Source organism: Methylophilus sp. 3sh_L, assembly GCF_046766015.1.
Taxonomy (GTDB): domain Bacteria; phylum Pseudomonadota; class Gammaproteobacteria; order Burkholderiales; family Methylophilaceae; genus Methylophilus.
In genome coordinates, this window is sequence record NZ_JBKOUF010000001.1 from 673,163 (window position 1) to 695,857 (window position 22,695).

Genomic DNA, 22,695 nt, shown 5'->3' on the forward strand with positions numbered 1-22,695 from the left:
AAGGTGACTAAAGAATTAGTCTCTACCGATTTCGTAGACTTCTTCTTCAGTCTCCCCGATTTTTCCGGTGACGGCATCCACTTCAACTTCAATTTCCTTGCCGTTAGCTTGTTTGATATCAAACTCATACACCGGGTTGCCATTTTCCAGCTCATATTCTATGCTTTCCACATCCCCTGGATATTTTTCCAACGCCGTTTTCTTGGCTTGCTCCATGGTCACTTTGGCTTTGGACTTGAATTCGTCACTGTTGGGGTCGACATCAACCTCTTCCTCAAATACTTTGCCAGTTTTGGCTTCGCATTCCACTTCCCACTCTTTGCCATCGGTGCCGACAATATCAAACTCATAAATGGCACCATGGTCTTTTTCAATTTCGGCTTCCAGTGAGACCACTTTGCCTGGGTGTTTGGCCAAAGCGGCTTTCATGCATTTTTCCATCGGGCCGTTGTGGCTAGTGTTGTTTGCATGCGCGGAAAGACTGAACAGGGCGGCGACCGCGGCAATCAGTAATGGTTTGTTCATGGATAAAGCTCCTGATACTTGTCACGTTAAAAATTTACTTTAACGTAGATTGAATTTTCCCCGATCAGTTTCCGCCGTGGTGTGGTTTTTAGTAGCCAAGCGCGCGAGCCGTTTGGTAAAAGGCAAAGCTGACCAGCCATGCCAGCAACAGCGACCAGCCTAGAGATAACCACATGAATCCAGTGCTTTTGCTCTCGGATTTGAGCGTGGCAATGGTCGATAAGCAAGGCGTGTAAATCAGCGTGAACAGCATAAAGCTCATGCCTTGGACCCAGTCGATATTGCTGGCAATCTGGTGACTGAGAGCATCGCCTTGCAGGCCATAAATCACAGCCAGCGACCCGACCACGATTTCCTTGGCCACAAAGCCAAAAATCAGGGCAATCGCCAGTTGCGTGTCTATACCAATCGGGTCCAGTACCGGCGCAAAAAAACGGCCTATGCTCCCGGCCCAGGTTTCTGGGCTGGCGGGGGTGGCGCTGAGCGGCAAATGCGTGAGCAACCAGACCATGACCACGCCAATGACAATAAACTTGGTGGCACGGGCCAAAAAGTGTTTCACTTCTTGCCAGCCACGCATCCAGATTTGTTGCGGGGTAGGGAAGCGGTAAGGCGGCAGCTCAAGCACAAATGGTTCGCGGCTTTGAAAACTGCGCTTAAACAGGATTGCGGTAATAAAGATGGTGGCGAAGCTGACCAGGTACAGCGAGAACAACACCAGTGCCGCTTGTGAGGGCGGGAACAGAATGGCGATGATAAATAAAAATACCTGTAACCTGGCCGAGCAGAGGGATAGGGGAATGGTCAGCATCGTTAACAAGCGCATCGGGCGGCTACGCATCACGCGTGTGCCCATCAATGCAGGCACGTTGCAACCAAAGCCCATCAGCATCATGACAAAGCCCCGGCCATCCAGCCCCATTTTTGCCATCAATGTATCCATCAGAAAGGCTGCGCGCGATAAATAGCCGCTGTCTTCCACCATGCTCATGACCAGGAAAAATAGGACGATGATGGGCACAAACGCGGCAACGGTACTAAAGCCGGTATACAGGCCATCCAGCAACAGACCGTTGAGCCAGCCCGGCAGGCTGGTCAGCGCGGGCTCCAGCAAAGTACTGCGTAGGGTGTCAAACAGCCAGCCCATGGCTTCTTGCAAAGGCGCGCCTACGCTAAAAATGAACTGGAACAGCAAAAAAACGGCGAGTAGAAATAGCGGCAGTCCGAACCATGGATGCAGCAACACCTTGTCCAAGCGGTCTGTCAGTGAGTCATTCAGTTGTAACGGGAACTGCACGCTCTGATCAATAATCTGGTGCATTTCCTGTTCGATCGCATTGTCTAGCTCCAGCTTGCGGGCGATGCTGTCTGGCGAGACCAGGTTCGGGTGTTGCTGCATGGTGGCCGCTGCCAGTTGTAGCGCTTCCGGGCAGCCTTGCCCGTATTTGGCGCTAATGGTGCGGATAGGGATGCCTAACTGTTTGCTCATGGCGTCAGTGTTGATGGTGATGCCAGCCCGTTTAGCTTCATCCTCCATATTAAGCAAGAGTACGGCAGGCAAGCCCAAGGCGCGGATTTGTAAAGCCAGTGACAGCTGGCGGTCAATTTGCGCGCTATTGAGGATAATCAGTACCAGGTCAATCTGGTGATGGCTCAAGAAATGCCTGACCACCTGTTCGTCATCAGAAAAGCCATGCAGATCATACAGTCCCGGCAAGTCGATCAGTTCAGCAATGTGCCCACCCAGCAGTATTTTTGCGCTCATCAGGTCGACGGTAATGCCAGGCCAATTGCCGACACGCGCAGAGGCACCGCTCAAGCGGTTAAACAGGGTGGATTTGCCGGTATTCGGCATCCCAAGTAAGGCAACACGTTTCATACGGCGGCAGAATCTTTGAGTGGGTCTAATTTGAGAGGGTCTAACAGGTGTAAATGGATGGCGTTGGCATCATGCAAGCGGATGATGACATCAGTGGAGCCGATGCGGACATGCAGGGGGCCATTGAAAGACGCTTGCCTGATCACTTCAATCCGTTTGCCGCTACGGAATCCCAGCGCATTCAGGCGTTGCGCGAGCGCTTGCTCGGCATGAATGCGGTCTATGATGGCAGTTTGCCCTGGTTTTAGCGCGTCAAGATGCATGGCTGGATTCAAATGAGAATAATTCTTGATTGTAGCTTAGAATGGGCATGAAATAAATTATTCTTTTTAGGATATTTACTACTAAGGACGTGCTGCCGGAGGCCTGGCAGGCAACAAAAAAGCCAGCGTAAGCTGGCTTGTTTGCATGGGGATACGGCTAGCGTTATTTCTTCTCCAAACCGCTCACGTCGATTTTGGCTTTATCTTTCAGGCTCAACATGTATTTTTCGAGTTTACGTTGTTGAATGGTGCGCTCAAGGCCTTCTTGCACTTTTTCATACGCAGGCGCTTGCAGGGCACGGGTGTCAACCAGTTTAATGACGTGCCAGCCAAACTGTGATTGCACTGGCTCTGGGGTGGTTTCGCCTTTTTTCAGGGCCACCAGCGCGTCAGCGAAAGGTTTGACCATCCCCGCTGGAGAGAACCAGCCCAAATCGCCACCTTTGTCTTTAGAGCCTGGATCCAGCGATTTCTCCTTGGCAACTTTGGCAAAGTCTGTCCCTTTTTTCAGGTCAGCAATAATGGCTTTGGCTTCGGCTTCAGTTTTTACCAGAATATGGCGCGCGTTATATTCTTTGTCGCCCAACTCTTTTTTGTATTGCTCGTAAGCTTCTTTTTTCTCGGCATCGGTCACTGGGTTTTTCTTGATGAAATCGGCCAGGAAGGCATTGACCAGCAATTTGCGGCGGGCGAGTTCTTCGCTGACAACAAAGTCCGGCAGCTTGTCGATGCCAGCTTTTTGCGCTTCTTGGTAGGCCAGTTCAGAGCCAACCAGTTCGTTCACCACTGCGGCTTTCATGCCATCGTTGGCTTTCTGGCCAGTACGTGCTTCTGCGTCCTTGAGGATAAAGTCAACCCAGGATTTCTTGATTGGTTTGCCATTCACGGTCGCTACCGCGTCGGCATCCGCTGCGTACAGGTGTGGCATTGCGCTCAAGCAAGCAATAGCCAGCAATACTTTCAAAAATTTCATGCAATATCCTTAAATAACGTTTTGATATGAGGTGCGATATTAAAAAACAGGATTGTTTCAAATAAATGACTCATCGGTCGATAAGGCCGTAATACTGAGCGCGTGGATGCGATGAGGCATTAAATCTTGCAAACATTGATATACCATGCGATGGCGCATTATCTGCGATTTTCCTGAAAATAGCGAGCTTTTTACCTTCAAGGTAAAGTGGCCGCCGCCCGTGTTGCCAGCATGTCCGCGGTGCAAATCACTGTCATCCTGAATTTCGATTTGTTCAGGGCTCAGGCTTTGCAGCCGCTGCTCAATTTCGGCCCGCAACATTATGGCAAGGTCTTTCTAAAGGGTTTGACTAACACTTGACCGTACACACCGGCATGCACGAAGGGATCATCGTTGGCCCAGGCGGTCGCTGCCTGCAGGGAGTCAAACTCCGCCACGATCAGGCTGCCGCTAAAACCGGCTTCGCCAGGGTCTAGACTGTCAATGGCTGGTAAGGGGCCTGCGAGGATCAGGCGCCCTTCGTTTTGCAGTTGTTGCAATCGGGCCAGGTGTGGCGGCCGGTGCTCTAGCCGCAATGGCAAACTGTTTGGCGTATCCTGGGCATAAATCATGTAAAGCATGGCGGTGTTCTCAATCTCGTCAATCAACGCGTCCAGACGATTGATTAATTGATTCGTCTGGACGATTCATTAGTCTAGGCTAGGGCGTGTTTTGTTCAACCCAGTGGGCTTTGAGGGCAAACACCTGCGCAATAATAAAGATAAACATCAGGCTGGTGGCACCAAACAGTTTGAAGTTGACCCAGTCGTCTTCACTGTAGTGAAAAGCCACGTAAAGATTCAGGATGCCCATGCCAACCAAAAATGCAATCCAGTAAAAATTGAGTTTGTCCCACATAGCAACAGGCGGCGCCATCATCTTGCCTAGCATGCTTTCAATCAGGTTACGCTTCAACACATAGCGGCTAAATAACAGCGCCAGCGCGCCTATCCAATAGATCGCGGTTGGTTTCCACATAATATAGGTTTTGTCATGTAGCAACAGGGTAATGCCACCAAGCACGGTAATCACTGCGCCATTGATGGCGAGCATTTTGTCTATTTTTCCACGCTTGATCCAGATCACCAGCATGAGCAGCAGCGTACTGGCCATGGCGACGGCAGTGGCCGCGAAAATGCCCGCTTTTTTGTAGGCAATAAAGAACAGGATGACGGGTAATAAATCGGTGATGATTTGCATGCTTGGCGTCAGTAGACTGAATTCTTGCTATGTGTAAGGGCACTATTTTGCTATGATTCCTGTCATAAAGTAAAGTTTATATGTTGACAATCCTGTCCCCGCATCATTTGCAAAACCGCACTTAATCCATCATGTCCGTTCCGATAGACTTGCATTGCCACTCCACGCTTTCTGATGGCTTGCTCTCGCCTGAGGAGTTGGTTGCGCACGCCGCGAGCAAAGGCGTAAAGGTGCTCGCTTTGACTGACCATGACGAAGTCGGTGGCTTGGCGCGTGCACGCGCCGCCGCCGCGGAACATGGCGTGACCCTGGTCAATGGGGTAGAGATTTCGGTCACCTGGAAAAAGCGTACCCTGCATATCGTAGGGTTGCGGATTGATGCCAATCACCCGCAATTAATCCAAACCTTTCAACAAGTGCATGCTGCACGCGATACGCGTGCCCGGCAAATGGCCGATGGCCTGGCCAAAGCGGGTATCGCGGGCGCTTATGAGGGGGTGAAGCAGATTGCGGGCAATAGTGTGATGACGCGTAGCCATTTCGCCCAGTTTATTGTCAAACAAGGGCATGCCAAAAACATTAAGTCCGTATTTAAGAAATATATGGTCAAAGGCAAGCCTGGCTTTGTCAATCATGAGTGGATGAGCTTGGAGCAGGCCGTGACCTTGATTCGTGAGGCGGGTGGGGTGGCAGTGCTCGCGCATCCTGGCCGTTATGATCTGGGCTTTGTGAATATGCATTTGCTGCTACATGAGTTCAGGAGCTATGGTGGACAAGCCATCGAAGTGGTGACGGGTAGCCATCAACCGCCGCAATACGACCAGTTTGCCAAACTGGCGCATCGGTTTGATTTAAAGGCCTCACAAGGTTCTGATTATCATGGCCCCGGGCTCTCTTACATGGAAATGGGCCGTTTGCCAGCGTTGCCAGCCAATTGTGTACCCATCTGGCAGGATTGGCCTGAGGCCAGTCTGCTACAGTAGGCGAGATTTATGGCCCAGTACTTTGTGATTCATGCGCAAAATCCACAGGCGCGGTTAATCCAGCAAGCGGTGCAGCTGCTAAAGCAGGGCGGTATCCTGGCTTGCCCGACTGACTCGAGTTATGCACTGGTCTGCCTAATGGAGTTCAAGGAAGCGCAAACACGGATCCGCCGATTGCGCGGCGTCGATGATGAGCATCCCTTTACCTTGATTTGCCGGGACTTGGCCGAAATTGGCACTTATGCCAAGGTTAACAATAGCCAGTTTCGCCTGCTTAAAGCCCTGACACCAGGGGCCTATACCTTCTTACTGGAGGCGAGTCGAGAAGTCCCGCGCCGACTGCAGCATCCTAAACGCAGTACCATCGGTTTGCGCGTCCCCAAGCACATTGTGACGCAATCCTTACTGGAGGCACTGGACTCGCCGATGCTGAGCATGACTTTGCAGTTGCCAGGGGATGAGGCGCCCCTGTCTGTGGGTTGGGAAATCCGCGAAGCCCTGGAACACCAGATTGATGCCGTCATTGATAGCGATATCGTACATGTCGGGGCCACCACCGTGTTGGATTTGACCGAAGACCCGCCGAGCCTGATCCGTGCCGGCGTTGCGCCCTGGCCTTAATGTTGTCTGAAAGTTGTTTGCATGGAAGAACTCACCGTCGTACAAAAAATTGCTGCTTACGCATTGCCCATCCTGTTTGCGATTACCGTGCATGAAGCGGCTCACGGCTATGCTGCCAAGTATTTTGGCGACCTGACCGCGGAACGCATGGGACGGATTACCCTGAATCCCTTCAAGCATATTGATCCTATCGGGACTATTTTATTGCCCGCTATCAGCATTATGTTTGGTGGCATCCTGTTTGGCTGGGCCAAACCGGTCCCTGTGAATTTTGGCCAGTTACGCAGACCCAAGCAAGATATGCTATGGGTAGCCTTGGCCGGCCCCGCTTCCAATTTTGTCATGGCATTGGCTTGGGGATTAATCCTGGCGAGGGTAGGGTATTTTCCAGACTCCGCTCAGGCTTATCTGTCGCAAATGAGCCTGGCAGGTGTCCAAATCAATCTGGTATTGTTGGTGCTTAACCTGTTCCCGCTGCCACCGCTGGATGGTGGCCGCATTGCTGTCAGCCTGTTGCCCATGCCCGCTGCAATCAAGTTTGCGCAGCTGGAGCGTTACGGTATGCTGATCCTGATTGCACTCCTGTTTACCGGTATTTTGGGGATTGTGCTATCGCCTGTGCTGCGTTTTTTTCAGCATTTGCTCACTGTGTTGGTGTTCTAACAGCGAGCCCAGCTTTTTTGCTTCGTTGTGGCTTGAGTCCGCTGCCTCTGCTTTTCAAGCCTGAGGTTATACATTAATCTTGGCTATATTTTTAAGCCACAGAGGACTCAGAGGGCACAGAGAATAGTCAAATCGACTCGCTTTGAGAGTAAATTCAACGTTTCAGGCGTCATTACACCGCTTACATTAATGCTTGATCGCGTCCAGGGTCAGCTTGGTGGGAACCAAAGCGCGCTCAGCTTTTGCAGCCACTGGCGGTGCGATTGCGATGCGATCCTGGCTTAGGCCCGCGGCCAGCAATTGCTGCTGAATTGCGTTTGCCCGCGCTTGGGCTAGAGCCTGCAAGTCCGCATCCGAGACCGTGATGCTGGTCGTCAAGGTCTCTTGTGCTTCTTCGTAAAATCCGGCCGGTGTTTTTTCCAGCTTTGAAGCAAGCCGTTTCAGCAAGCCTTTGTTGGTCAAGCGATCATGCAGTGCCTTGAGCGCAGATTGCACTTTGGGATTGTTCAAGTCTATCGGCCCTGGGGTTTGGTTTGCCTGTAGGGTGATGCCCATTTCTGCGGCGACTTGCTTGCGTAATGTGGTTTCCTGAATGGCGCGGCTGTCTGCTGCCACATCGTACCCAGGGACAATACCCAATTTGAGTTGCTGGCGCTTGCTGAGGGCGCTGCTCACTGCCTGCAGTTTTTCCTGCTCAGGCGGGGATAAAGCCGCCGTACCGGGATCAAACACAATGGCCTCCAGCTTTTCACTGCTGCCAAACAGCTTGCCCAAGGCGCTAAATGGCGCTGTTACGATTTTGGTCAGGATATTGGTAAAGGCTTTCCAGACAATCCCGCCTATGCTGAACTTGGGGTCATCCAGGCTGCCACTGACTGGCAGGTCGAGGTCAATGACGCCATTGCTGTCTTCAAGAATGGCAATCGCCAGATCCAGGGGCAGGTTGGCGGCATCCTTGCTGTCTACGCGCTCGCCCAAGGTCAGTTTGTGAATAACGAATTTGTTTTCTCCGGCCAGCTTGCGCTGCTTGATCTTGTATTCGAGATCGACAGACAGCTTGCCTGAGGTGATCTTGCGCCCGGCAAATTTGCCGGAATAGGGGGTTAGCCGGTTCATTTCCAGATTGGTGAACGCCAGCTTAAGGTCGGTAAATTCGCCGGTGTGAAATGGCTGCAAGCTGCCACGGATGCGGGCAGCGCCATAGTCATCCACCTTGCCATCCATCTCCACCTGGGCTGTGGAGGCAGGATTGCTCGAGATGCCGTTAATCACCCCGCCCAGATTGTTAATATGCGTGCCAAACGGTTGTGGTAATGACAAGTCGGCAAAGTCCAGTTCGGCATTGTTGATTCGCACACTGTCTATATTGACCGGAAAATCACTCTGTTTACTTGCGTTTGCCACCGTGGGGGCTGCGCTTGTACTGGTCGATGTTGTTGCATTGCTTGCAGGCGGATGGTCAGATGCTGGCGCAGTACGCATGAGCTTGCTTACGTTCAGGCTGCGATCGGCAGCAATCATAAACTTGGTCTGCGGTTGGCTCATACTCAAGGTGTCGATTTGCAATTTGTTCGGTGCCAGCGATAGCGACACGCCGTCTGCCTGTAAGGTTTGCCAGCGCAAGAATGGTTGCTGGCTTTCTTCCTCAACAATCGAGAGCTGGTTGACGGTGAAGCCGCCATCAAAGCGGGTTGAGCCTTGCGTGGATTGTTGTAATCTGCCTTCTAAACCGACTGCGCCATCTTCCAGTTTCAGTAAGGCGACTTGTGCTAGGAGGGGCGCAAAGGGTTTTAAAGATAACTGACTCAGTTGTGTTTGCAGGTCTACTTTAAACGGGGCCGCCGCGATCTTGCCTTGCAGATTCAATTGACCGCCTTGTTTGACCTTGAAGCCAGCCTTGACCGGGAGCCAGCGAGTCAGATTCTGGGTCAAGTCAGTCAGCGAGAGTTGACCATCGGTCACATCCAGGATCATGGGGCTTGAGGTCGATTGATCCTCAATATGCACCTCAGCCTGCTGCAAGGCTAGCTGTTTGAGATTATAGGTCCATGCAGTTTTCTGCGTTGTCGCGGTGGGTGAAGTCGCCGTATTCTTGGGGGCTGCTGCCGGGGGTGTTGCGAGCAGTGTTTGCCAGTTCAAGCGCTGGTCAGCCTGGCGAATCACCGAGGTTTTCAGACCGCTTAACTGGATCGCCGCGACCTCAGCTTTTTGTTGCGCCAGCGCCAGATGTCCTTTGCCTACCGATAGCTTGCCGAGTTGTGCCAGCGTTTGTTTATCCGATTGCAGCGCGAGTTGGCTGGCATCCAGTTGCATGTTACTGAGCGTCAGGTCTTCAGCATGATCCAAGGCTAATTGCAGATTCATGTCGCCTACCGTTGCCTGCAGCGGTTTGGCAAACTGGTGGCTGGTATAGGTCAGGTGCCAGTGCGCGAGAGCTAATTCGTCAATGCTCAAATGGAACGGCTTGCTTTCAGTTGTTTGAGCTGTTTGCTCGGCTGTGGGTTGGGTGGTTGACGTATTTTTTGCGACGGTTGGTTCGAAGCTCTGTTGCCAATCCAGCAAGCCAGAGGCCAGCTGCGTGGCGGATAATTGTCCCTGATTGAGATGGACGAGCCCGATCTTCGCACGACGGTCAGCCAGGTTGAAACTGGCGTGTTCCAGCGCCAGTTCAGGCAGGCTGAGCAAGGTTTGCTGGCCATGCTGTACCTGCGCCTGTTGCAGATGAACATCCAGATTTTCAAACTGAAGCTGTGCTTGTTTATCCAGCGTGAAACTGAGACTGGGCAGTGACAGCTGGCTGCTGTCCATTGAGACGACCGCTTGCGGCTTTTGTAGCTTGAGCTGATTCAGGGTCATGTCGATACCATGACCCTGCAGGCTGAGTTGCGCAGCAGGGAGTAGCGTCAGCTGTTTGGTGGTGACCATGAATGAGGCCCAGGTAAGCTTGTCCGCTGGCGCCATTGTCGCCCCCAAGTTCTCAATGCGCAGCTGGACATCACTGAGCTGCAGCTTTGGTTGTTGCTGATGCATGGAAAATGCATAGTTCAACTGACCAGAAAAAGCCCCGGTCTCAACTTTAACGGGCAGCGCCGCTGTGTTGACCCACTGCACCACCTTGGCAATTTGTAACGCCTCAATCGCCAGTTGCCCTTGCGATGCGAGGGGATTGACGCCGAAATTACCTTTCCACTTCACGGTGCCGCCCTGATAGGGCAGTTTTGCCGCGATCAGGTAGTCGCCGCGGTCTTGGGGCAGGGTAGAAAAGCCTTCCAGTTCAAAATCCAGCGGCTTGAGGGCGGCGCGCAAAGGCTGGTCGTGCTGTGCATCCAGGTATTCAATATTGCCCTGGCTCAGGATAATTTTTTCAATGATGACTCGGGGCAGGCCCTGATCTGGCGGCGAGGGATTTTCATTGAGTTTGGCGATCAGGTCTGCCCAGTTGAGTTTACCTTGTTTGGAGACCATCACATTCACATGTGGGCCTGTCAACTGGATCTGCTTGAGTTTCCATGCCCATTTAAACAGTCCGCTTGCCTCAAGGTCGATCACCAGGCGGTCAAATGCTGCCAGGGGCGCGCCTTGCTGATCAGCCAATGCCAGTTTATCGATGGTGGCGGTGAGGCTAAAGGGGTCAAACGTCACTTTTTCTACGCTGGCTTTGCTGGCCAGTTGGGTTTCGGCAACCCAAGGCAGCAGCCATTTTGCCAGTGGGTTAATGGCAAGCCAGGCAAACAGGTAGTAAAAGACCACCAGGCCTGCGGCGACTTTGACGCCACGTGACTGCGTCAACCCAGGCAGCCGACTCGCACGGGATAAAGTAAAACGAGACAAATAGGATCGCAAGCGGTTAAACATAAGCGCTAATTTAGCAGAATTTTAAGGTTTATACCGTTATTGCGGCGTTTGCCGCAGACGTTTCATGCGCTAAATCATGCTGTGTGAGGTCTGAAGGTGACAGGGTCATCGATTTTCAGGTATGCTTAAGACAACTCGTTACACAGGATGCTGTTTTCAGCAGTACATATGGCTTCGGAGCCGGATAAGTTATCTCATAAACCCTCACTTTTAGAACGATTAAGCCATTTTCTGCTGCGTGAGCCAGAAGATCGGGAGCAGTTGGTCGAATTGCTGCACGGTGCTTATGAAAATCACCTGATGGATGGCGATTCACTGGCCATGATCGAAGGTGTTCTACAAGTCAGTGAAATGCAAGTCCGCGACATCATGATTCCACGCTCACAGATGGACGTGATTGATATCTCCCAGCCGCCTGAAAGTTTCCTGCCATTTGTGATTGAAACCGCACATTCGCGTTTTCCGGTCATTGAAGACAATAAAGATGATGTGATTGGTATTTTGCTGGCCAAAGACCTGCTACGTTATTATGCCAATGAGTCTTTTGAGTTGCGCGATATGTTGCGTCCGGCGGTCTTTATCCCGGAATCCAAGCGCCTGAATGTGTTGCTCAAGGAGTTCCGTAGTAACCGTAATCATATTGCCATTGTGGTGGATGAATACGGCGGCGTGGCCGGCATGGTGACGATTGAAGATGTGCTGGAGCAGATTGTCGGGGATATTGAAGACGAATACGATGACGACGAAGGCGAGGGCAATATCATCCAGCAAGCGCCGGGCAAATACCGTGTCAAAGCCTTGACTGAAATCCCTGAATTTAATGAGGCGATCGGCACCGAATTTAGTGACGAAGAGTTTTCAACCGTGGGTGGGTTAGTGGTTAATCATTTCGGCCATTTGCCCAAACGCGGCGAGCATGTCCGTATCCAAAATCTGAATGTGACTGTGGTGCATGCGGATAGCCGGCGTGTCCATGTGTTGCTGGTAGAGCAATTGCCTGAAGAGGTTTATCCTATCGAGTCTGTTTAATAAGCGGTGCTGTCAGCCGCCTTCCCGGAGCGGATGCTCCAGGTGGAACCTAATGATCGTTTTGGTTGCCTGAGTGTTTGAACATAAGGAGAGTCATGATGAGCACACAAACTTGGTTGAACGGGGTGTTGGCAGTTGGGTTGTTATCTGTGAGCAGTGCATTATGGGCGGGCCCCACGCCGGGTGTGGCTGCACCTGGCGCAGTTCCAGAAGATGAGCAGGCGTTTGTCGATAAAGTAGGCAAAATGAATCGGGCTGAATTGATTGCATGGCTGGGCGAGCCTGCCCGTGCGGAAGACGTGAAGCTCAAGGATAGTGGACGCGTGGTCGCTTCTATCTGGCATTACCACAACATCAACAAGGATGCGAAGGGCGCTTATTATCCCACCACCGAACTTGATATTATCGAAGACCAGGTCAGTGTGGTGGTGTTTTTGAATAATGATGGCTCTGATGCCAGCAGCGGTCAAACCTACGAAGTGCCCAACACGAATCCTTCGGGCATTTAATTTGTGCAGCATCAAATTTGGTGGCATTAAACATAAAGGGCGCTTCAGCGCCCTTTATGTTTTTAATTCCGTTAACGCTGATTCAAGCGATTATTTTTTCAAGCTGTCACGGATTTCGCGCAACAGTACAATATCTTCTGGAGTAGGGGCGGGTGCGGCCGGCGCTGGTTCATCTGCGGTTTTCAGGCGGTTCATGAATTTAACCATCTGGAAAATAATAAACGCCAGAATAATGAAATTGAGCACGATGGTGATAAAGTTACCGTAGGCCAGTACTGCGCCCAGTTTTTTGGCTTCAGCCAATGCCAGATCTGCCGATTGACCGTTCAGTGGCACATATAAATTGCTGAAATCAAAGCCGCCAAAAATCTTGCCGACGATAGGCATGATGACATCATCTACCAGTGAACTGACAATTTTGCCAAAGGCCCCCCCAATAATGACACCGACTGCCAGGTCCATGACATTGCCTTTAAGGGCAAACTGCTTGAATTCTGAAATGACGCTCATGACTTCTCCCACCATTGTTATTGAAGATTAAGATTGTAAGGTGACTATAGGCAATGATCGCTTGCCTTGTCAATGCTCGCGCTAAAAGCCAGTCGGTAGGCGGCTGGTGCGGGTGGGCTGTGATATATTGCCGGAATTGTGTTTTTGTTGGATAAGATGATTCATGCAAGTGTGTCATAGCGTACACGAGTTACGCGCCTTTATAGCCCGTGATCCGCAAGCAAAAGTTGGCTTTGTCCCTACGATGGGCAACTTGCATGCGGGGCATTGCCAATTGGTGACGCAAGCCAAGCAGCTGGCGGAGATTGTCGTAGTGAGTATTTTCGTCAATCCCTTGCAGTTTGGCGCGAATGAGGATTTCGGCAGTTATCCGCGGACTTTGGCGGCTGACTGTGAAAAGTTGGAAGCGGTGGGGGCGGATGTGGTGTTTGCGCCCGCAGTCACTGAAATGTACCCGGATTTTGACGGGCACGATTTACACCAGCAAGTGGTGATCCAGCCACCTGCCCTGGCCAACGATTTATGTGGCGCCAGCCGCCCTGGGCATTTTGCGGGTGTGGCAACGGTGGTCGCCAAGCTGTTTCATATGGTGCAGCCGCAGGTGGCCGTATTCGGCAAAAAAGATTACCAGCAGCTGATGGTGATCCGTGCGCTGGTTCGTCAACTCAACTTTAATGTCGAGATTGTGGCGGGTGAGACGGTGCGGGAATCTTCTGGCCTGGCGATGAGCTCTCGTAATAGCTATTTGACACCCGCAGAAAAAACGCAGGCAGCACAACTTTATCAGCAATTGCAATCGATCAAACAGGCCTTGTCGGCCGGTCAACGGGATTATGCTAACCTATGCGCGCAGGCAAAAAGTGAATTGACCGAGCAAGGCTGGCAAGTCGATTATGTAGAAATCCGCCGGCAAACAGACCTGACCTTGCCTAATGCGGGAGACCATGCGTGGGTGATTCTGGCAGCGGCCAAGCTAGGCAATACGCGGCTGATTGATAACTGCGAAGTGCGCGCGTAGGTGAAACCAAGTTGTCGCCTCACGTAAATTTATTTTGCGCTAAGCCCTTGATAACTTTATAATTACGTCCTTTTCCGCGCAAGCGGGTGTTCGAGTTAAGGAACGCAATGCAAAGAACCATGTTGAAATCAAAGCTGCATCGGGTGCGTGTGACACATAGCGAGTTACACTACGAAGGCAGTTGTGCGATTGATGAGGCCTTGCTGGAAGCCGCCAATATTCATGAGTATGAGCAAATACAGATTTACAACATCAACAATGGTGAGCGTTTTACCACCTATGCGATTCGTGCCGAGCGCCATTCCGGCGTGATTTCTGTCAATGGTGCGGCTGCCCACAAAGCCGATCCTGATGACTTGATCATTATTGCCAGCTACTCGCAATACACTGAGGCTGAGCTGGCAAATTACCATCCACAACTGGTTTATGTTGATGCACAAAACCGCATCGTCCAACAGAAAAACCATATTCCAGCGCAAGCTGCCTGAATTTGAATCCCCCTATGCAAGCAAATACTACATTAATGTCTCTTGAAGACATGAAACTGGCCGTTGTTGACGCGCTGGAAGACATCAAAGCCTTTGACATCACGGTGATGGACGTGCGCGACATGACCGCCATGACCAGCTACATGATTGTCGCCAGCGGTAATTCCACCCGTCAATGTAAAGCCATTGCCGATAATGTGCGCGAAAAGCTCAAAGAAAAAGGCGTGGATGCACGCGGTATTGAAGGCGAAAAAGAAGGCGAGTGGGTGCTGGTCGACTTAAGTGATATTGTGGTCCATGTCATGGTGCCTGCGACACGTGCCTATTACAATATCGAACAACTGTGGAGCGAGTCCCAGTCGCGCCGCGCCGCTTCTGCCGCCTGATCCTTTGCGCTAGGCATTTCTTTTTATTCCGCATGAAACTTAATATCATCTCGGTCGGCCACAAAATGCCCGACTGGGTTGAGTCTGCCTGCGCGGAATACCTTAAGCGCATGCCGCGCGAACTCGAGACGCGGATCATTGAAGTTAAGCCGGATAAGCGTGCTGCGGGCAAAAACAGTGAGGTGGTCCAAGAGGCTGAAGCCAAGCGTATTCTCGAAGTTGTCGGCAAAGATTATCTGGTGGCGCTTGATGAGCGAGGGCAAGCTGTCACTACTTTGCAACTGGCCGATAAACTCAAATCGTGGCAGGAAATGGGGCGCGATGTGGCCCTGGTCATAGGCGGCGCTGACGGCTTGCATCCGCAACTGAAGACCCAGGCGCAATGGTTGTTCAGCCTCTCCAAACTCACGCTACCGCATGGCATGGTCAGAGTGATGCTGAGCGAGCAACTTTATCGTGCACACACGGTTCTAAGCAATCATCCTTACCACCGAGAATAAGAATGTCCAACGCCCTGGTCTGGCTGCGTCGCGATTTGCGCGACCATGATCATGCTGCTCTCTACCATGCGCTCAAGCAACATGCGCAAGTCTATATTGCGTTTGTTTTTGATACTGAAATCCTGAATGTCTTGACCGATAAAGCCGACCGCCGGGTCGAGTTTATCTGGGAAAGCGTACGGGAGCTTAAGCAGGCATTGCAAGCCAAAGGCGCTGATTTAATCGTTTTGCATGGAGCTGCCAGGGAAGAAATTCCCGCCTTGGCTGCACGTCTGAAGGTCTCTGCTGTTTACGCCAACCGCGATTATGAACCCACTGCTATCGCGCGCGACGAGGCAGTAGGGCAGGCACTGTCTGCTTGCGGCCAGTCATTATTTTTGTTTAAAGATCAGGTCCTGTTTGAGCAAGATGAGATCCTGACGCAAGCAGGTAAGCCATATGGCGTCTTTACGCCTTACAAGAATGCACACCTGGCAAAACTCAATGCCTTTTATTTGCAGGCGTATCCCACTGAAAAGTATGATGGCCAACTTGCACAGCTGCCACCGCAAGCGATGCCTTCATTGGCTTCACTAGGCTTTGAGCAAACCAACCTTAAAGCGATGCGTCTACCCACCGGAATGTCAGGTGCGCAGCAGCTTTTCGCGGATTTTTTCCAGCGCATCAGCCAGTATCATGAAGCACGCAATTATCCTGCCATCAAAGGCGTGTCTTACCTGTCTGTGCATTTGCGGTTCGGCACCATTTCTATCCGCCAGTTAGCGAGTGCGGCCTGGCAATTGACGCAGGTTGGCAATGAAGGCGCAGCGATCTGGCTCAATGAGCTCATCTGGCGCGATTTTTATTTCCAGGTTTTATATCATCGTCCAGATTTGCAGCAAGGGGCTGCCTTCAAGGCAGAATATGATGCCTTGGCTTTTCCAAATCATCAGCCCTGGTTTGAGGCCTGGTGTGCTGGCCAGACCGGTTTTCCGATTGTGGATGCCGCCATGCGGCAGCTGAACCAGACTGGCTATATGCATAATCGTTTGCGCATGATTGTCGCCAGTTTTCTGGTCAAGGATTTGCTGATTGACTGGCGGTGGGGCGAGCAATATTTTGCACAAAAATTGCTAGATTTTGACTTCGCTGCCAACAATGGCGGCTGGCAATGGGCGGCTTCTACCGGGTGCGATGCGCAGCCCTATTTCAGGATATTTAATCCGCAGTCGCAATCTGAAAAGTTTGATCCGCAAGGCAAGTTTATCCGCAAATATGTCCCGGAATTGGCCCATCTGCGTGATGATCAAATTCATGCGCCATGGGCAGCGAAATATCACAAGCAAAGCTTATTTAATCAAGGCGTTGCATTGAATTATCCTCGGCCTGTTGTAGATCACGCAATACAGCGGGAACAAGCGCTGCGCCTATACAAAAATAATGTGAAGCCAGAATGACATTTGAGGTAGAATGAATCAGTTTTACTTGAGTTTAAGAACTTGGGATTGAGACGAAGTGTGGATCAAGGCAAACAGCGCTACCTTGCACTATCTCACGGTGTCTTTACTAAATGCTCTTTAGTTTTCCGTAAGAGATTCCGTTAAGAATAGGCATTGCTTACGAGATTAGCTATTCGTTGCGAGATAAAACTACAAGCAGTGTTGGGGAATAAAAATTGAATGCGCTTGAACAGCTTCTGAAATAATGACTAATATGAAAAAATTAAGAGCGATAGTACTGGTTGCAACACTGGCCACTGTGTCAGGGTGTGCAACCACCAATAAAGACCCACTTGAAGGCCTCAACCGTGGGATCTATAAATTTAACGATGTCACTGACCGTTATGCACTCAAACCCGTCGCCAAGGCTTACAAAGCAGTAGCGCCTTCACCGGTTCGTACTGGCATCAGCAACTTTTTCAGTAACCTGGGCACCTTGACAACAGTTGTCAACGATCTGCTGCAGTTGAAATTTGCCCAAGCGTTTAGTGATGCAGGCCGCTTTGTCATCAACACCACCTTTGGGGTGGCAGGTTTGATTGATGTTGCCAGCATGGATAATATTCCTAAGCATCAGGAAGATTTTGGTCAAACGCTGGGGTATTGGGGCATGGGGTCTGGTGCTTATCTGGTGTTGCCAATCTTGGGGCCTAGTACGGTTCGTGATGCAAGTGGTCTGGTCATAGATACTGTCACCTCAGATCCGATTCAATATTTGCATAATATTGGCCAGATTCGTACCTATAACCAAGTGCGTGCTGTTCAGTTACTGGATAAACGTACACAATTGCTAGATGCGACAGATCTGGTCGATAATGCGTCGATTGACCCTTATGCCTTCATGCGCGATGCTTACTTACAGCGCCGAGCCAGCCTGATTCAGGATGGCTTAGTGCCTAAAGAACTGTTGCAGGATGAGTTTGAGCCAGCGGATGAGGATCTCCCTGCTAATAAACCAGCGTCAAGCTCTTCTGGCAATGGTGAGACGGAAGTGATGCAGTCTGCGAATGCAATCGCGCCGACTGAGACACAAGTAGAGCCGTCTTCCGCCAACACCGTTGAAAATACCAAAGTCAATGATGCCGAGACTTCTGTCCCTGTGACCATGGATACCGAAGCAGCAGAGACGACTGCACAAATTGAAGAGGAAGTCTTACCGCCCTTATTGGAACAAAACACTGAGAGCAGTGAGGAAGTGCCTGTTGTAGAAAAAGAGGCTGCTGAAGTGGTTGCTGCGATAGAGGAAACATTGCAGGGGCTGCCTGTTCTGGTCGCGCCTTAATGACGGCCCCTGCTGCCTAAGCTACGGTCTTAGTCGCGCTGCTTCAATATAAAAAAGGCTTTGCACATGCAAAGCCTTTTTTATTGGTTGCGGTTATTTTCCGTTTATTCGGACGAGGCAACCGTCATGTGTTCAATCAAAATTGATCCTGTCAGTTTTGAGCTGTTAGGGATCACATCGTTACCGATGGCGATGATATTTTTCAGCATGTCTTTCATATTGCTGGCAATCGTAATTTCTTCGACCGGATGCACGATCACGCCATTTTCCACCCAGTAGCCTGCCGCGCCCCGTGAGTAGTCTCCGGTTACCATATTGAGGCCATGACCCAGCAGTTCGGTGACAAGTAGACCTGTCCCCATGGTGTGTAGCAATTGTTCCAGTGAGTGACCGCTGGAGCGGACCATAATGTTATGGGCGCCACCCGCGTTACCCGTGGTTTTCAACCCAAGCTTGCGCGCCGAGTAACTGCCAAGCAAATAGCCTTGTAGCACGCCATTCTCGACCAGGGTACGCGTTTGGCAAGCCACGCCCTCACTGTCAAACGCACTGCTGGCTGCGCCTTTGAGTACAAAGGGATTATCTTCAATATGCAATAGGGGGCTTGCAATGGTTTGGCCGAGGCTATCCAGCAAGAAGGAAGATTTCCGGTACAGGTTGCCGCCGGAGATGGCACTCATCAGGGTGCCAATTAGCCCGCTGGCCAGTGGCGCTTCAAACAGTACCGGATATTTCCCGGTTTTGATCGCACGGGCGCCCAGGCGTTTGGCAGTGCGTTCGCCAGCAATTTGACCCACTTGTTCAGGGCTGGACAGGTCATTGGCATCGCGGGCGCTGCTATACCAGTAATCGCGTTGCATCAGGCCGTCGGCCTCGGCAATCACCGAGCAACTTAGACTATGGCGTGAGCTGGCATAGCCACCAACAAAACCATGGCTGTTGGCATAGGCAAAGGCACCGCTTTGCGTATACACGCTGGCCCCTTCGCTATTGCTGATTCTACGATCTACTGCCAGTGCTGCACTTTCGCAACGCTTGGCAAGCTCAAGGGCCTCATCCACCTCTATTTGCCAGGGATGGTGCAAAGACAAATCAGGAAAAGAAGTGGCCATCAAGTCAGCGTCCGCCAAGCCGCAGAATGGATCCTGGGCCGTATACTTGGCGATATTGCAAGCGGCCTCCACGGTGTCGCGCAAGGCTTGCGGGCTCAGGTCCGAAGTGCTGGCATAGCCTTTTTGCTGACCAAAATACACCGTGACTGAACAACCTTTATCGCGGTTATATTCAATATTCTCGGTTTCGCCCTGACGCACTGACACACTCTGTCCCATGCCAAAACTGACCTCGGTTTCAGCGCTACTGGCGCCAGCTGTTTGTGTCAAACGAATAATGTCTTGGGCGATTTGTTGTAGTTGGTCAACTTGCATGCTGTCTTGCTTGTTTTTAGCTTGGCGGTTAAAGCTGTTATCATACCGTGATTTGGCAGAGATTGCTTTTAACATGACATCTGAACCGTTTGATGATTCCCAACCCAGTAAAACCCGCCTCAAGGCTGAGGCGGATGCCGCGCAGGAAATCGGCAGGCAATTGGTGGCGCTGCCCAAAGATAAATTAAAAAAACTGGTCCTCGAAGAGTCCTTGATGGACGCGATTACTGAAGCTAAGCGCATTACCTCCAATGGCGCCATCCGCCGCCAATTGCAATATATCGGCAGACTGATGCGCGAGACGGACCTTGCCCCGATTGTTGAGCAGCTGCAAAAATGGGAAGGCAAGCACCAGGAGGAGAATGCCCGTTTTCACCATATGGAACGCTGGCGCTCACGCTTGCTTGAAGATGCCAAGGCGATAGAATTATTTATTGCTGAATATCCGCAGACGCCTGTGCAGCAAATGCGTACCTTGATCCGCAATGCCAATAAAGAACATGCTGCAGGCAAACCACCTAAGAGTAGCCGTGAGCTCTTTAAAATGATCCGTGAACTGATGGAAGGCGTGGCTACGCCCGAAGTCGAAAACGAAATGGATCAAAATGGAACGGATCATGGACTAGAAGAGGATTGATGAAGTTCGCTTCTCGCCAAGCTGGTTTGGCTTGGTTTCGTTGATATAAATAGTATTAAAAGGGGGTAAGAATGCAAACACCTGTCGATATGGAACTCGATTTGATCGGTCTGGATAGTCCGCTACCGATGTTGAAGACGATAGAAAAGCTCGAAGAGTTGTTGCCGGGCCAAATATTGTCAGTGAAAACCAGTTCATTAGGCAGTGAACAGAATATCCGCAATGTGATCAATCATCATCCGGTCAAGCTGTTGTCTGTGCAAAAAGAAGGCGGCGTCTTTCACTTTCTGATCCAGAAAGAAACCGCTTTGGTGGCCGAGTAGGGAATTCTGTAAGCCGCTAAAAAGCCAGGAGCCTTCAGGCTAAGAGCAGGGACGGGTTTCCCAGCCCCTTTTTCTCAGACCTTGGTGTCAATATTGGTTTTTTTAGGCGGTAACAAAAACTTGCCAGGTTGGCGGTAGAGCGAAGTCAATAACTCCAGCCAGAACGCCTTCCAGTGGCGATAACGTACTTTTCTGGACTTCATGGCGACGTATATTGCTAGCCCAAAGCTCGTGATAAGGTTAATGGTGCCGACCAGCGCAATCCCCAATATCGTTGTGCCCACAATATAGTGGCTGACCTGGAAATCCAGGGCCGGAAACGAGTATCCGGCAAAAGCTGCTACAAAAGTCACATGGCGGATATCCAACGGTAAGCCCAGCATCACCCCCAGCCCAGAAGCGAATCCCAACAGGCAACCAAAGTAAAAGTTGCCTGCCAGCGCGCCCAGATTGTGCCGAATATAATCGGTGATCCGCCACAAGCGTTCTTTACCGAGCAAAGATTGCAACCAGCCCAGGTGTTGTAGACGCTCAGGAATCCTGTTGTACGCAGCCAGGTTATCGTGATAACCGGCAATCAGGCCAGACAAAAACAAGCATACCCCAGCCACGGCGGCATACAGGGCGGTCAGGCTGATGAGCGGGTTATTGTTATCCAGCAGGCTATGTGCTTTCTCACTGCCGATAAAGTGATGGCCAGTGCCTTGCATGAACAGCCAGTCAATCAAAATGGCCACCGGAATCACCACCACCACGTTGCCTAAAATCGCTATCGTCTGGCTACTTGTGGTTTGCGCCACAATATTGATCAGGTTATGGATGTTTTTGCTGTCATGGCCATGGTCATCTATCGTTGATGCAATGGTGGCTGCGGTCATTGCCGGCTGCTTGGTCGCCACCGTAAAGTGCAGCAGGTGAATAATCACGAACCCCAGTCCATAATTCAGGCTGAATAAAATGGCTTCGGTCAGGGGCGGCAGGTGGTAGCTGGCAATCATGATTTTGAACATGGCCATAAAGGCAATGATGATGCCGGCACCCATCGCTGAGCCCATGAGCTTAAAGTATTCCCCACGGTGCTGCGCAATATAATGTTCACCGGTATGGCTGGCGTTTTCAGTGACGCGCAACGCCAATAGCTCCGTATTTTGCCGCCAGTAGTCAGACAGGTTATTTTTTTTGCATTCAGCGTCCACCAGTTGTTTGAGCAATCGTGTAATCGCCTGGCTGACATCATGCTTGAGGATCAGCCCGTGCAGAATATCCACCACCAGCTGCATACGCTGGATTTGCTGCAGAATGCGTTGCATCAGCGCTGTCAGCGAGATGCTGGTCCCGGTTTTAGCATTGGCTTTGCGGATTTCATAAGTCAATTGTTCGCAGCGCTTGAGCACGCTATACAAATGCTGCACATCCTCAGCCTGGACACTGCTCAAGGCCAAAAACTTCTGGATTTCGATGTTTTGCGTGATAAAGGGCGAATTATTCGATTCGAGGTCCTCGTGTTGCAAAATCAACTCGGGGTCTAGACCTGAAGCCGATAAGCGGAAAGACAGCACCTGTAGCGCATCCTTAAGCTCCTGGATGCAGTTTTGCTGCAATTGCCAGTCGCCACGGCTGATATCCAGCGTTAACATAAAGTCGCGCCAGACCTGGTCTGGCATGCCGGTCACCCAGTCGGCGTCATCACTATGATGAAAAATCTGGCCAAACACATCCTTGAGGTATTTGGGATCGGGTACATCCGGCAGAAATTTATGCGACAGCCTACGATAAATCTCGGTAAAAAAGCCCAGGTCTGACTGAATGCCGTGGTCAGAGTAAAGCGAAATCACACTTTTTTCATTCAGCAGGCGTAGCACGCTGTTGCGTAACAGCAGGGCAAATTGCGGTTGTTGTTGCAATAAAAAGCACAAAGCCTGCAAGGCATTGCTTGCGCTTTCAATATCGGTCGAGTCTTTGGGGCGGATATTGTCGAATAAAGCGCGCAGAAATTGAATGTCATCAATATCACCTGCTACTTCGCGGGCGGTCTGGTGATCAAAAATCGGTTGAAACATGCAAAACACTTTCTCTGAAGCAGGTTGAAGCAAGGATAGCACGCCGG

24 protein-coding genes are annotated in these 22,695 nt (G+C 51.1%); 13 read left to right on the forward strand and 11 right to left on the reverse strand.

Annotated features, from left to right (window positions below; all coding sequences use genetic code 11):
- Positions 1-15: 15 nt before the first annotated feature.
- From ACIDF8_RS03385 to ACIDF8_RS03415, 7 genes are all read right to left on the reverse strand, one after another.
- On the reverse strand, positions 16-525 hold the full coding sequence (locus ACIDF8_RS03385; RefSeq protein ID WP_412009200.1) for a PepSY domain-containing protein: 510 nt from the start codon (positions 523-525) through the stop codon (positions 16-18).
- 88 nt (positions 526-613) lie between these two features.
- Positions 614-2,404 carry a ferrous iron transport protein B gene (gene feoB / locus ACIDF8_RS03390; RefSeq protein WP_412009201.1) on the reverse strand — a complete coding sequence of 597 codons (1,791 nt, stop codon included), beginning with the start codon at positions 2,402-2,404 and terminating at the stop codon, positions 614-616.
- Positions 2,401-2,667 (reverse strand): FeoA family protein, encoded by a 267-nt coding sequence (locus ACIDF8_RS03395; RefSeq protein ID WP_412009202.1) that lies wholly within the window; start codon positions 2,665-2,667, stop codon positions 2,401-2,403. The genes feoB and ACIDF8_RS03395 overlap by 4 nt, the downstream gene beginning before the upstream one ends.
- 163 nt (positions 2,668-2,830) lie before the next feature.
- Positions 2,831-3,640, reverse strand: a complete 810-nt coding sequence (locus tag ACIDF8_RS03400; RefSeq protein ID WP_412009203.1) for a peptidylprolyl isomerase — start codon at positions 3,638-3,640, stop codon at positions 2,831-2,833.
- A gap of 57 nt (positions 3,641-3,697) precedes the next feature.
- Positions 3,698-3,961, reverse strand: a complete 264-nt coding sequence (locus ACIDF8_RS03405; RefSeq protein ID WP_412009204.1) for a BolA family protein — start codon at positions 3,959-3,961, stop codon at positions 3,698-3,700.
- The gene (locus ACIDF8_RS03410) at positions 3,961-4,260 is read right to left on the reverse strand and encodes a YciI family protein (protein WP_412009205.1); all 300 of its coding nucleotides are present in this window, start codon (positions 4,258-4,260) and stop codon (positions 3,961-3,963) included. Before ACIDF8_RS03410 ends, ACIDF8_RS03405 begins: the two co-directional genes overlap by 1 nt.
- Positions 4,261-4,339: 79 nt before the next feature.
- Entirely contained in the window at positions 4,340-4,879 is a 540-nt protein-coding gene (locus tag ACIDF8_RS03415; protein ID WP_412009206.1) for a septation protein A, read from the reverse strand.
- Positions 4,880-5,010: 131 nt separating this feature from the next.
- On the opposite strand from ACIDF8_RS03415, the gene ACIDF8_RS03420 reads away from it, so the two are divergent.
- From ACIDF8_RS03420 to ACIDF8_RS03430, 3 genes are read left to right on the forward strand one after another with little or no spacing between them, the layout of a single operon-like run.
- The gene (locus ACIDF8_RS03420; RefSeq protein WP_412009207.1) at positions 5,011-5,862 is read left to right on the forward strand and encodes a 3',5'-nucleoside bisphosphate phosphatase; all 852 of its coding nucleotides are present in this window, start codon (positions 5,011-5,013) and stop codon (positions 5,860-5,862) included.
- 9 nt (positions 5,863-5,871) lie between these two features.
- Positions 5,872-6,483, forward strand: a complete 612-nt coding sequence (locus ACIDF8_RS03425; RefSeq protein WP_412009208.1) for an L-threonylcarbamoyladenylate synthase — start codon at positions 5,872-5,874, stop codon at positions 6,481-6,483.
- A 21-nt stretch (positions 6,484-6,504) separates the two neighbouring features.
- Complete coding sequence (locus ACIDF8_RS03430) at positions 6,505-7,146, forward strand: site-2 protease family protein (RefSeq protein ID WP_412009209.1); 642 nt, start codon at positions 6,505-6,507, stop codon at positions 7,144-7,146.
- Between the two features lie 186 nt (positions 7,147-7,332).
- Here ACIDF8_RS03430 and ACIDF8_RS03435 read toward each other — a convergent pair whose 3' ends face one another.
- Positions 7,333-10,977, reverse strand: coding sequence for a DUF748 domain-containing protein (locus ACIDF8_RS03435; RefSeq protein ID WP_412009210.1), 3,645 nt, complete (start codon positions 10,975-10,977; stop codon positions 7,333-7,335).
- Between the two features lie 192 nt (positions 10,978-11,169).
- Here ACIDF8_RS03435 and ACIDF8_RS03440 point away from each other — a divergent pair, with 192 nt between their 5' ends.
- Positions 11,170-12,030: an HlyC/CorC family transporter gene (locus ACIDF8_RS03440; RefSeq protein WP_412009211.1), complete on the forward strand. Its 861-nt coding sequence runs from the start codon at positions 11,170-11,172 to the stop codon at positions 12,028-12,030.
- A 95-nt stretch (positions 12,031-12,125) separates the two neighbouring features.
- A complete protein-coding gene (locus ACIDF8_RS03445) occupies positions 12,126-12,539 on the forward strand; it encodes a hypothetical protein (protein WP_412009212.1) in 414 nt (137 codons plus the stop codon).
- Positions 12,540-12,629: 90 nt separating this feature from the next.
- Here ACIDF8_RS03445 and mscL read toward each other — a convergent pair whose 3' ends face one another.
- Entirely contained in the window at positions 12,630-13,049 is a 420-nt protein-coding gene (gene mscL, locus ACIDF8_RS03450; RefSeq protein WP_412009213.1) for a large conductance mechanosensitive channel protein MscL, read from the reverse strand.
- Between the two features lie 163 nt (positions 13,050-13,212).
- On the opposite strand from mscL, the gene panC reads away from it, so the two are divergent.
- The 6 genes from panC to ACIDF8_RS03480 all read left to right on the forward strand — a co-directional run bounded on the left by panC (position 13,213) and on the right by ACIDF8_RS03480 (position 18,201).
- Positions 13,213-14,067 (forward strand): pantoate--beta-alanine ligase, encoded by an 855-nt coding sequence (gene panC, locus ACIDF8_RS03455; RefSeq protein WP_412009214.1) that lies wholly within the window; start codon positions 13,213-13,215, stop codon positions 14,065-14,067.
- 107 nt (positions 14,068-14,174) lie between these two features.
- On the forward strand, positions 14,175-14,555 hold the full coding sequence (gene panD / locus ACIDF8_RS03460; protein WP_194748281.1) for an aspartate 1-decarboxylase: 381 nt from the start codon (positions 14,175-14,177) through the stop codon (positions 14,553-14,555).
- A 35-nt stretch (positions 14,556-14,590) separates the two neighbouring features.
- Entirely contained in the window at positions 14,591-14,941 is a 351-nt protein-coding gene (gene rsfS / locus ACIDF8_RS03465; protein ID WP_412009215.1) for a ribosome silencing factor, read from the forward strand.
- A gap of 32 nt (positions 14,942-14,973) precedes the next feature.
- On the forward strand, positions 14,974-15,441 hold the full coding sequence (gene rlmH, locus ACIDF8_RS03470; RefSeq protein WP_412009216.1) for a 23S rRNA (pseudouridine(1915)-N(3))-methyltransferase RlmH: 468 nt from the start codon (positions 14,974-14,976) through the stop codon (positions 15,439-15,441).
- Positions 15,442-15,443: 2 nt separating this feature from the next.
- Positions 15,444-16,877, forward strand: a complete 1,434-nt coding sequence (locus ACIDF8_RS03475; RefSeq protein ID WP_412009217.1) for a cryptochrome/photolyase family protein — start codon at positions 15,444-15,446, stop codon at positions 16,875-16,877.
- Between the two features lie 256 nt (positions 16,878-17,133).
- Positions 17,134-18,201 (forward strand): VacJ family lipoprotein, encoded by a 1,068-nt coding sequence (locus ACIDF8_RS03480; RefSeq protein WP_412009218.1) that lies wholly within the window; start codon positions 17,134-17,136, stop codon positions 18,199-18,201.
- 104 nt (positions 18,202-18,305) lie between these two features.
- Here ACIDF8_RS03480 and pmbA read toward each other — a convergent pair whose 3' ends face one another.
- The gene (gene pmbA / locus ACIDF8_RS03485; protein WP_412009646.1) at positions 18,306-19,628 is read right to left on the reverse strand and encodes a metalloprotease PmbA; all 1,323 of its coding nucleotides are present in this window, start codon (positions 19,626-19,628) and stop codon (positions 18,306-18,308) included.
- Between the two features lie 73 nt (positions 19,629-19,701).
- Here pmbA and yjgA point away from each other — a divergent pair, with 73 nt between their 5' ends.
- Both yjgA and ACIDF8_RS03495 read left to right on the forward strand, forming a co-directional pair.
- Positions 19,702-20,265, forward strand: a complete 564-nt coding sequence (gene yjgA / locus ACIDF8_RS03490; RefSeq protein WP_412009219.1) for a ribosome biogenesis factor YjgA — start codon at positions 19,702-19,704, stop codon at positions 20,263-20,265.
- 71 nt (positions 20,266-20,336) lie between these two features.
- Positions 20,337-20,588 carry a sulfurtransferase TusA family protein gene (locus ACIDF8_RS03495; RefSeq protein ID WP_412009220.1) on the forward strand — a complete coding sequence of 84 codons (252 nt, stop codon included), beginning with the start codon at positions 20,337-20,339 and terminating at the stop codon, positions 20,586-20,588.
- 74 nt (positions 20,589-20,662) lie between these two features.
- Here ACIDF8_RS03495 and ACIDF8_RS03500 read toward each other — a convergent pair whose 3' ends face one another.
- Positions 20,663-22,648 (reverse strand): site-specific recombinase, encoded by a 1,986-nt coding sequence (locus ACIDF8_RS03500; protein WP_412009221.1) that lies wholly within the window; start codon positions 22,646-22,648, stop codon positions 20,663-20,665.
- Between the last annotated feature and the right edge of the window lie 47 nt (positions 22,649-22,695).

Excerpts from the sequence above, each read along its gene's own strand:
- ACIDF8_RS03400 (WP_412009203.1), bottom strand. The coding sequence starts at position 3,640 with ATGAAATTTTTGAAAGTATTGCTGGCTATTGCTTGCTTGAGCGCAATG.
- ACIDF8_RS03445 (WP_412009212.1), top strand. The coding sequence starts at position 12,126 with ATGATGAGCACACAAACTTGGTTGAACGGGGTGTTGGCAGTTGGGTTG.
- ACIDF8_RS03420 (WP_412009207.1), top strand. The coding sequence starts at position 5,011 with ATGTCCGTTCCGATAGACTTGCATTGCCACTCCACGCTTTCTGATGGC.
- ACIDF8_RS03385 (WP_412009200.1), bottom strand. The coding sequence starts at position 525 with ATGAACAAACCATTACTGATTGCCGCGGTCGCCGCCCTGTTCAGTCTT.
- panC (WP_412009214.1), top strand. The coding sequence starts at position 13,213 with ATGCAAGTGTGTCATAGCGTACACGAGTTACGCGCCTTTATAGCCCGT.
- pmbA (WP_412009646.1), bottom strand. The coding sequence starts at position 19,628 with ATGCAAGTTGACCAACTACAACAAATCGCCCAAGACATTATTCGTTTG.
- yjgA (WP_412009219.1), top strand. The coding sequence starts at position 19,702 with ATGACATCTGAACCGTTTGATGATTCCCAACCCAGTAAAACCCGCCTC.
- ACIDF8_RS03495 (WP_412009220.1), top strand. The coding sequence starts at position 20,337 with ATGCAAACACCTGTCGATATGGAACTCGATTTGATCGGTCTGGATAGT.
- ACIDF8_RS03410 (WP_412009205.1), bottom strand. The coding sequence starts at position 4,260 with ATGCTTTACATGATTTATGCCCAGGATACGCCAAACAGTTTGCCATTG.
- ACIDF8_RS03395 (WP_412009202.1), bottom strand. The coding sequence starts at position 2,667 with ATGCATCTTGACGCGCTAAAACCAGGGCAAACTGCCATCATAGACCGC.
- panD (WP_194748281.1), top strand. The coding sequence starts at position 14,175 with ATGCAAAGAACCATGTTGAAATCAAAGCTGCATCGGGTGCGTGTGACA.
- rsfS (WP_412009215.1), top strand. The coding sequence starts at position 14,591 with ATGTCTCTTGAAGACATGAAACTGGCCGTTGTTGACGCGCTGGAAGAC.
- mscL (WP_412009213.1), bottom strand. The coding sequence starts at position 13,049 with ATGAGCGTCATTTCAGAATTCAAGCAGTTTGCCCTTAAAGGCAATGTC.
- feoB (WP_412009201.1), bottom strand. The coding sequence starts at position 2,404 with ATGAAACGTGTTGCCTTACTTGGGATGCCGAATACCGGCAAATCCACC.
- ACIDF8_RS03475 (WP_412009217.1), top strand. The coding sequence starts at position 15,444 with ATGTCCAACGCCCTGGTCTGGCTGCGTCGCGATTTGCGCGACCATGAT.
- ACIDF8_RS03430 (WP_412009209.1), top strand. The coding sequence starts at position 6,505 with ATGGAAGAACTCACCGTCGTACAAAAAATTGCTGCTTACGCATTGCCC.
- ACIDF8_RS03425 (WP_412009208.1), top strand. The coding sequence starts at position 5,872 with ATGGCCCAGTACTTTGTGATTCATGCGCAAAATCCACAGGCGCGGTTA.
- ACIDF8_RS03405 (WP_412009204.1), bottom strand. The coding sequence starts at position 3,961 with ATGTTGCGGGCCGAAATTGAGCAGCGGCTGCAAAGCCTGAGCCCTGAA.
- ACIDF8_RS03415 (WP_412009206.1), bottom strand. The coding sequence starts at position 4,879 with ATGCAAATCATCACCGATTTATTACCCGTCATCCTGTTCTTTATTGCC.
- ACIDF8_RS03440 (WP_412009211.1), top strand. The coding sequence starts at position 11,170 with ATGGCTTCGGAGCCGGATAAGTTATCTCATAAACCCTCACTTTTAGAA.
- ACIDF8_RS03480 (WP_412009218.1), top strand. The coding sequence starts at position 17,134 with ATGAAAAAATTAAGAGCGATAGTACTGGTTGCAACACTGGCCACTGTG.
- rlmH (WP_412009216.1), top strand. The coding sequence starts at position 14,974 with ATGAAACTTAATATCATCTCGGTCGGCCACAAAATGCCCGACTGGGTT.
- ACIDF8_RS03500 (WP_412009221.1), bottom strand. The coding sequence starts at position 22,648 with ATGTTTCAACCGATTTTTGATCACCAGACCGCCCGCGAAGTAGCAGGT.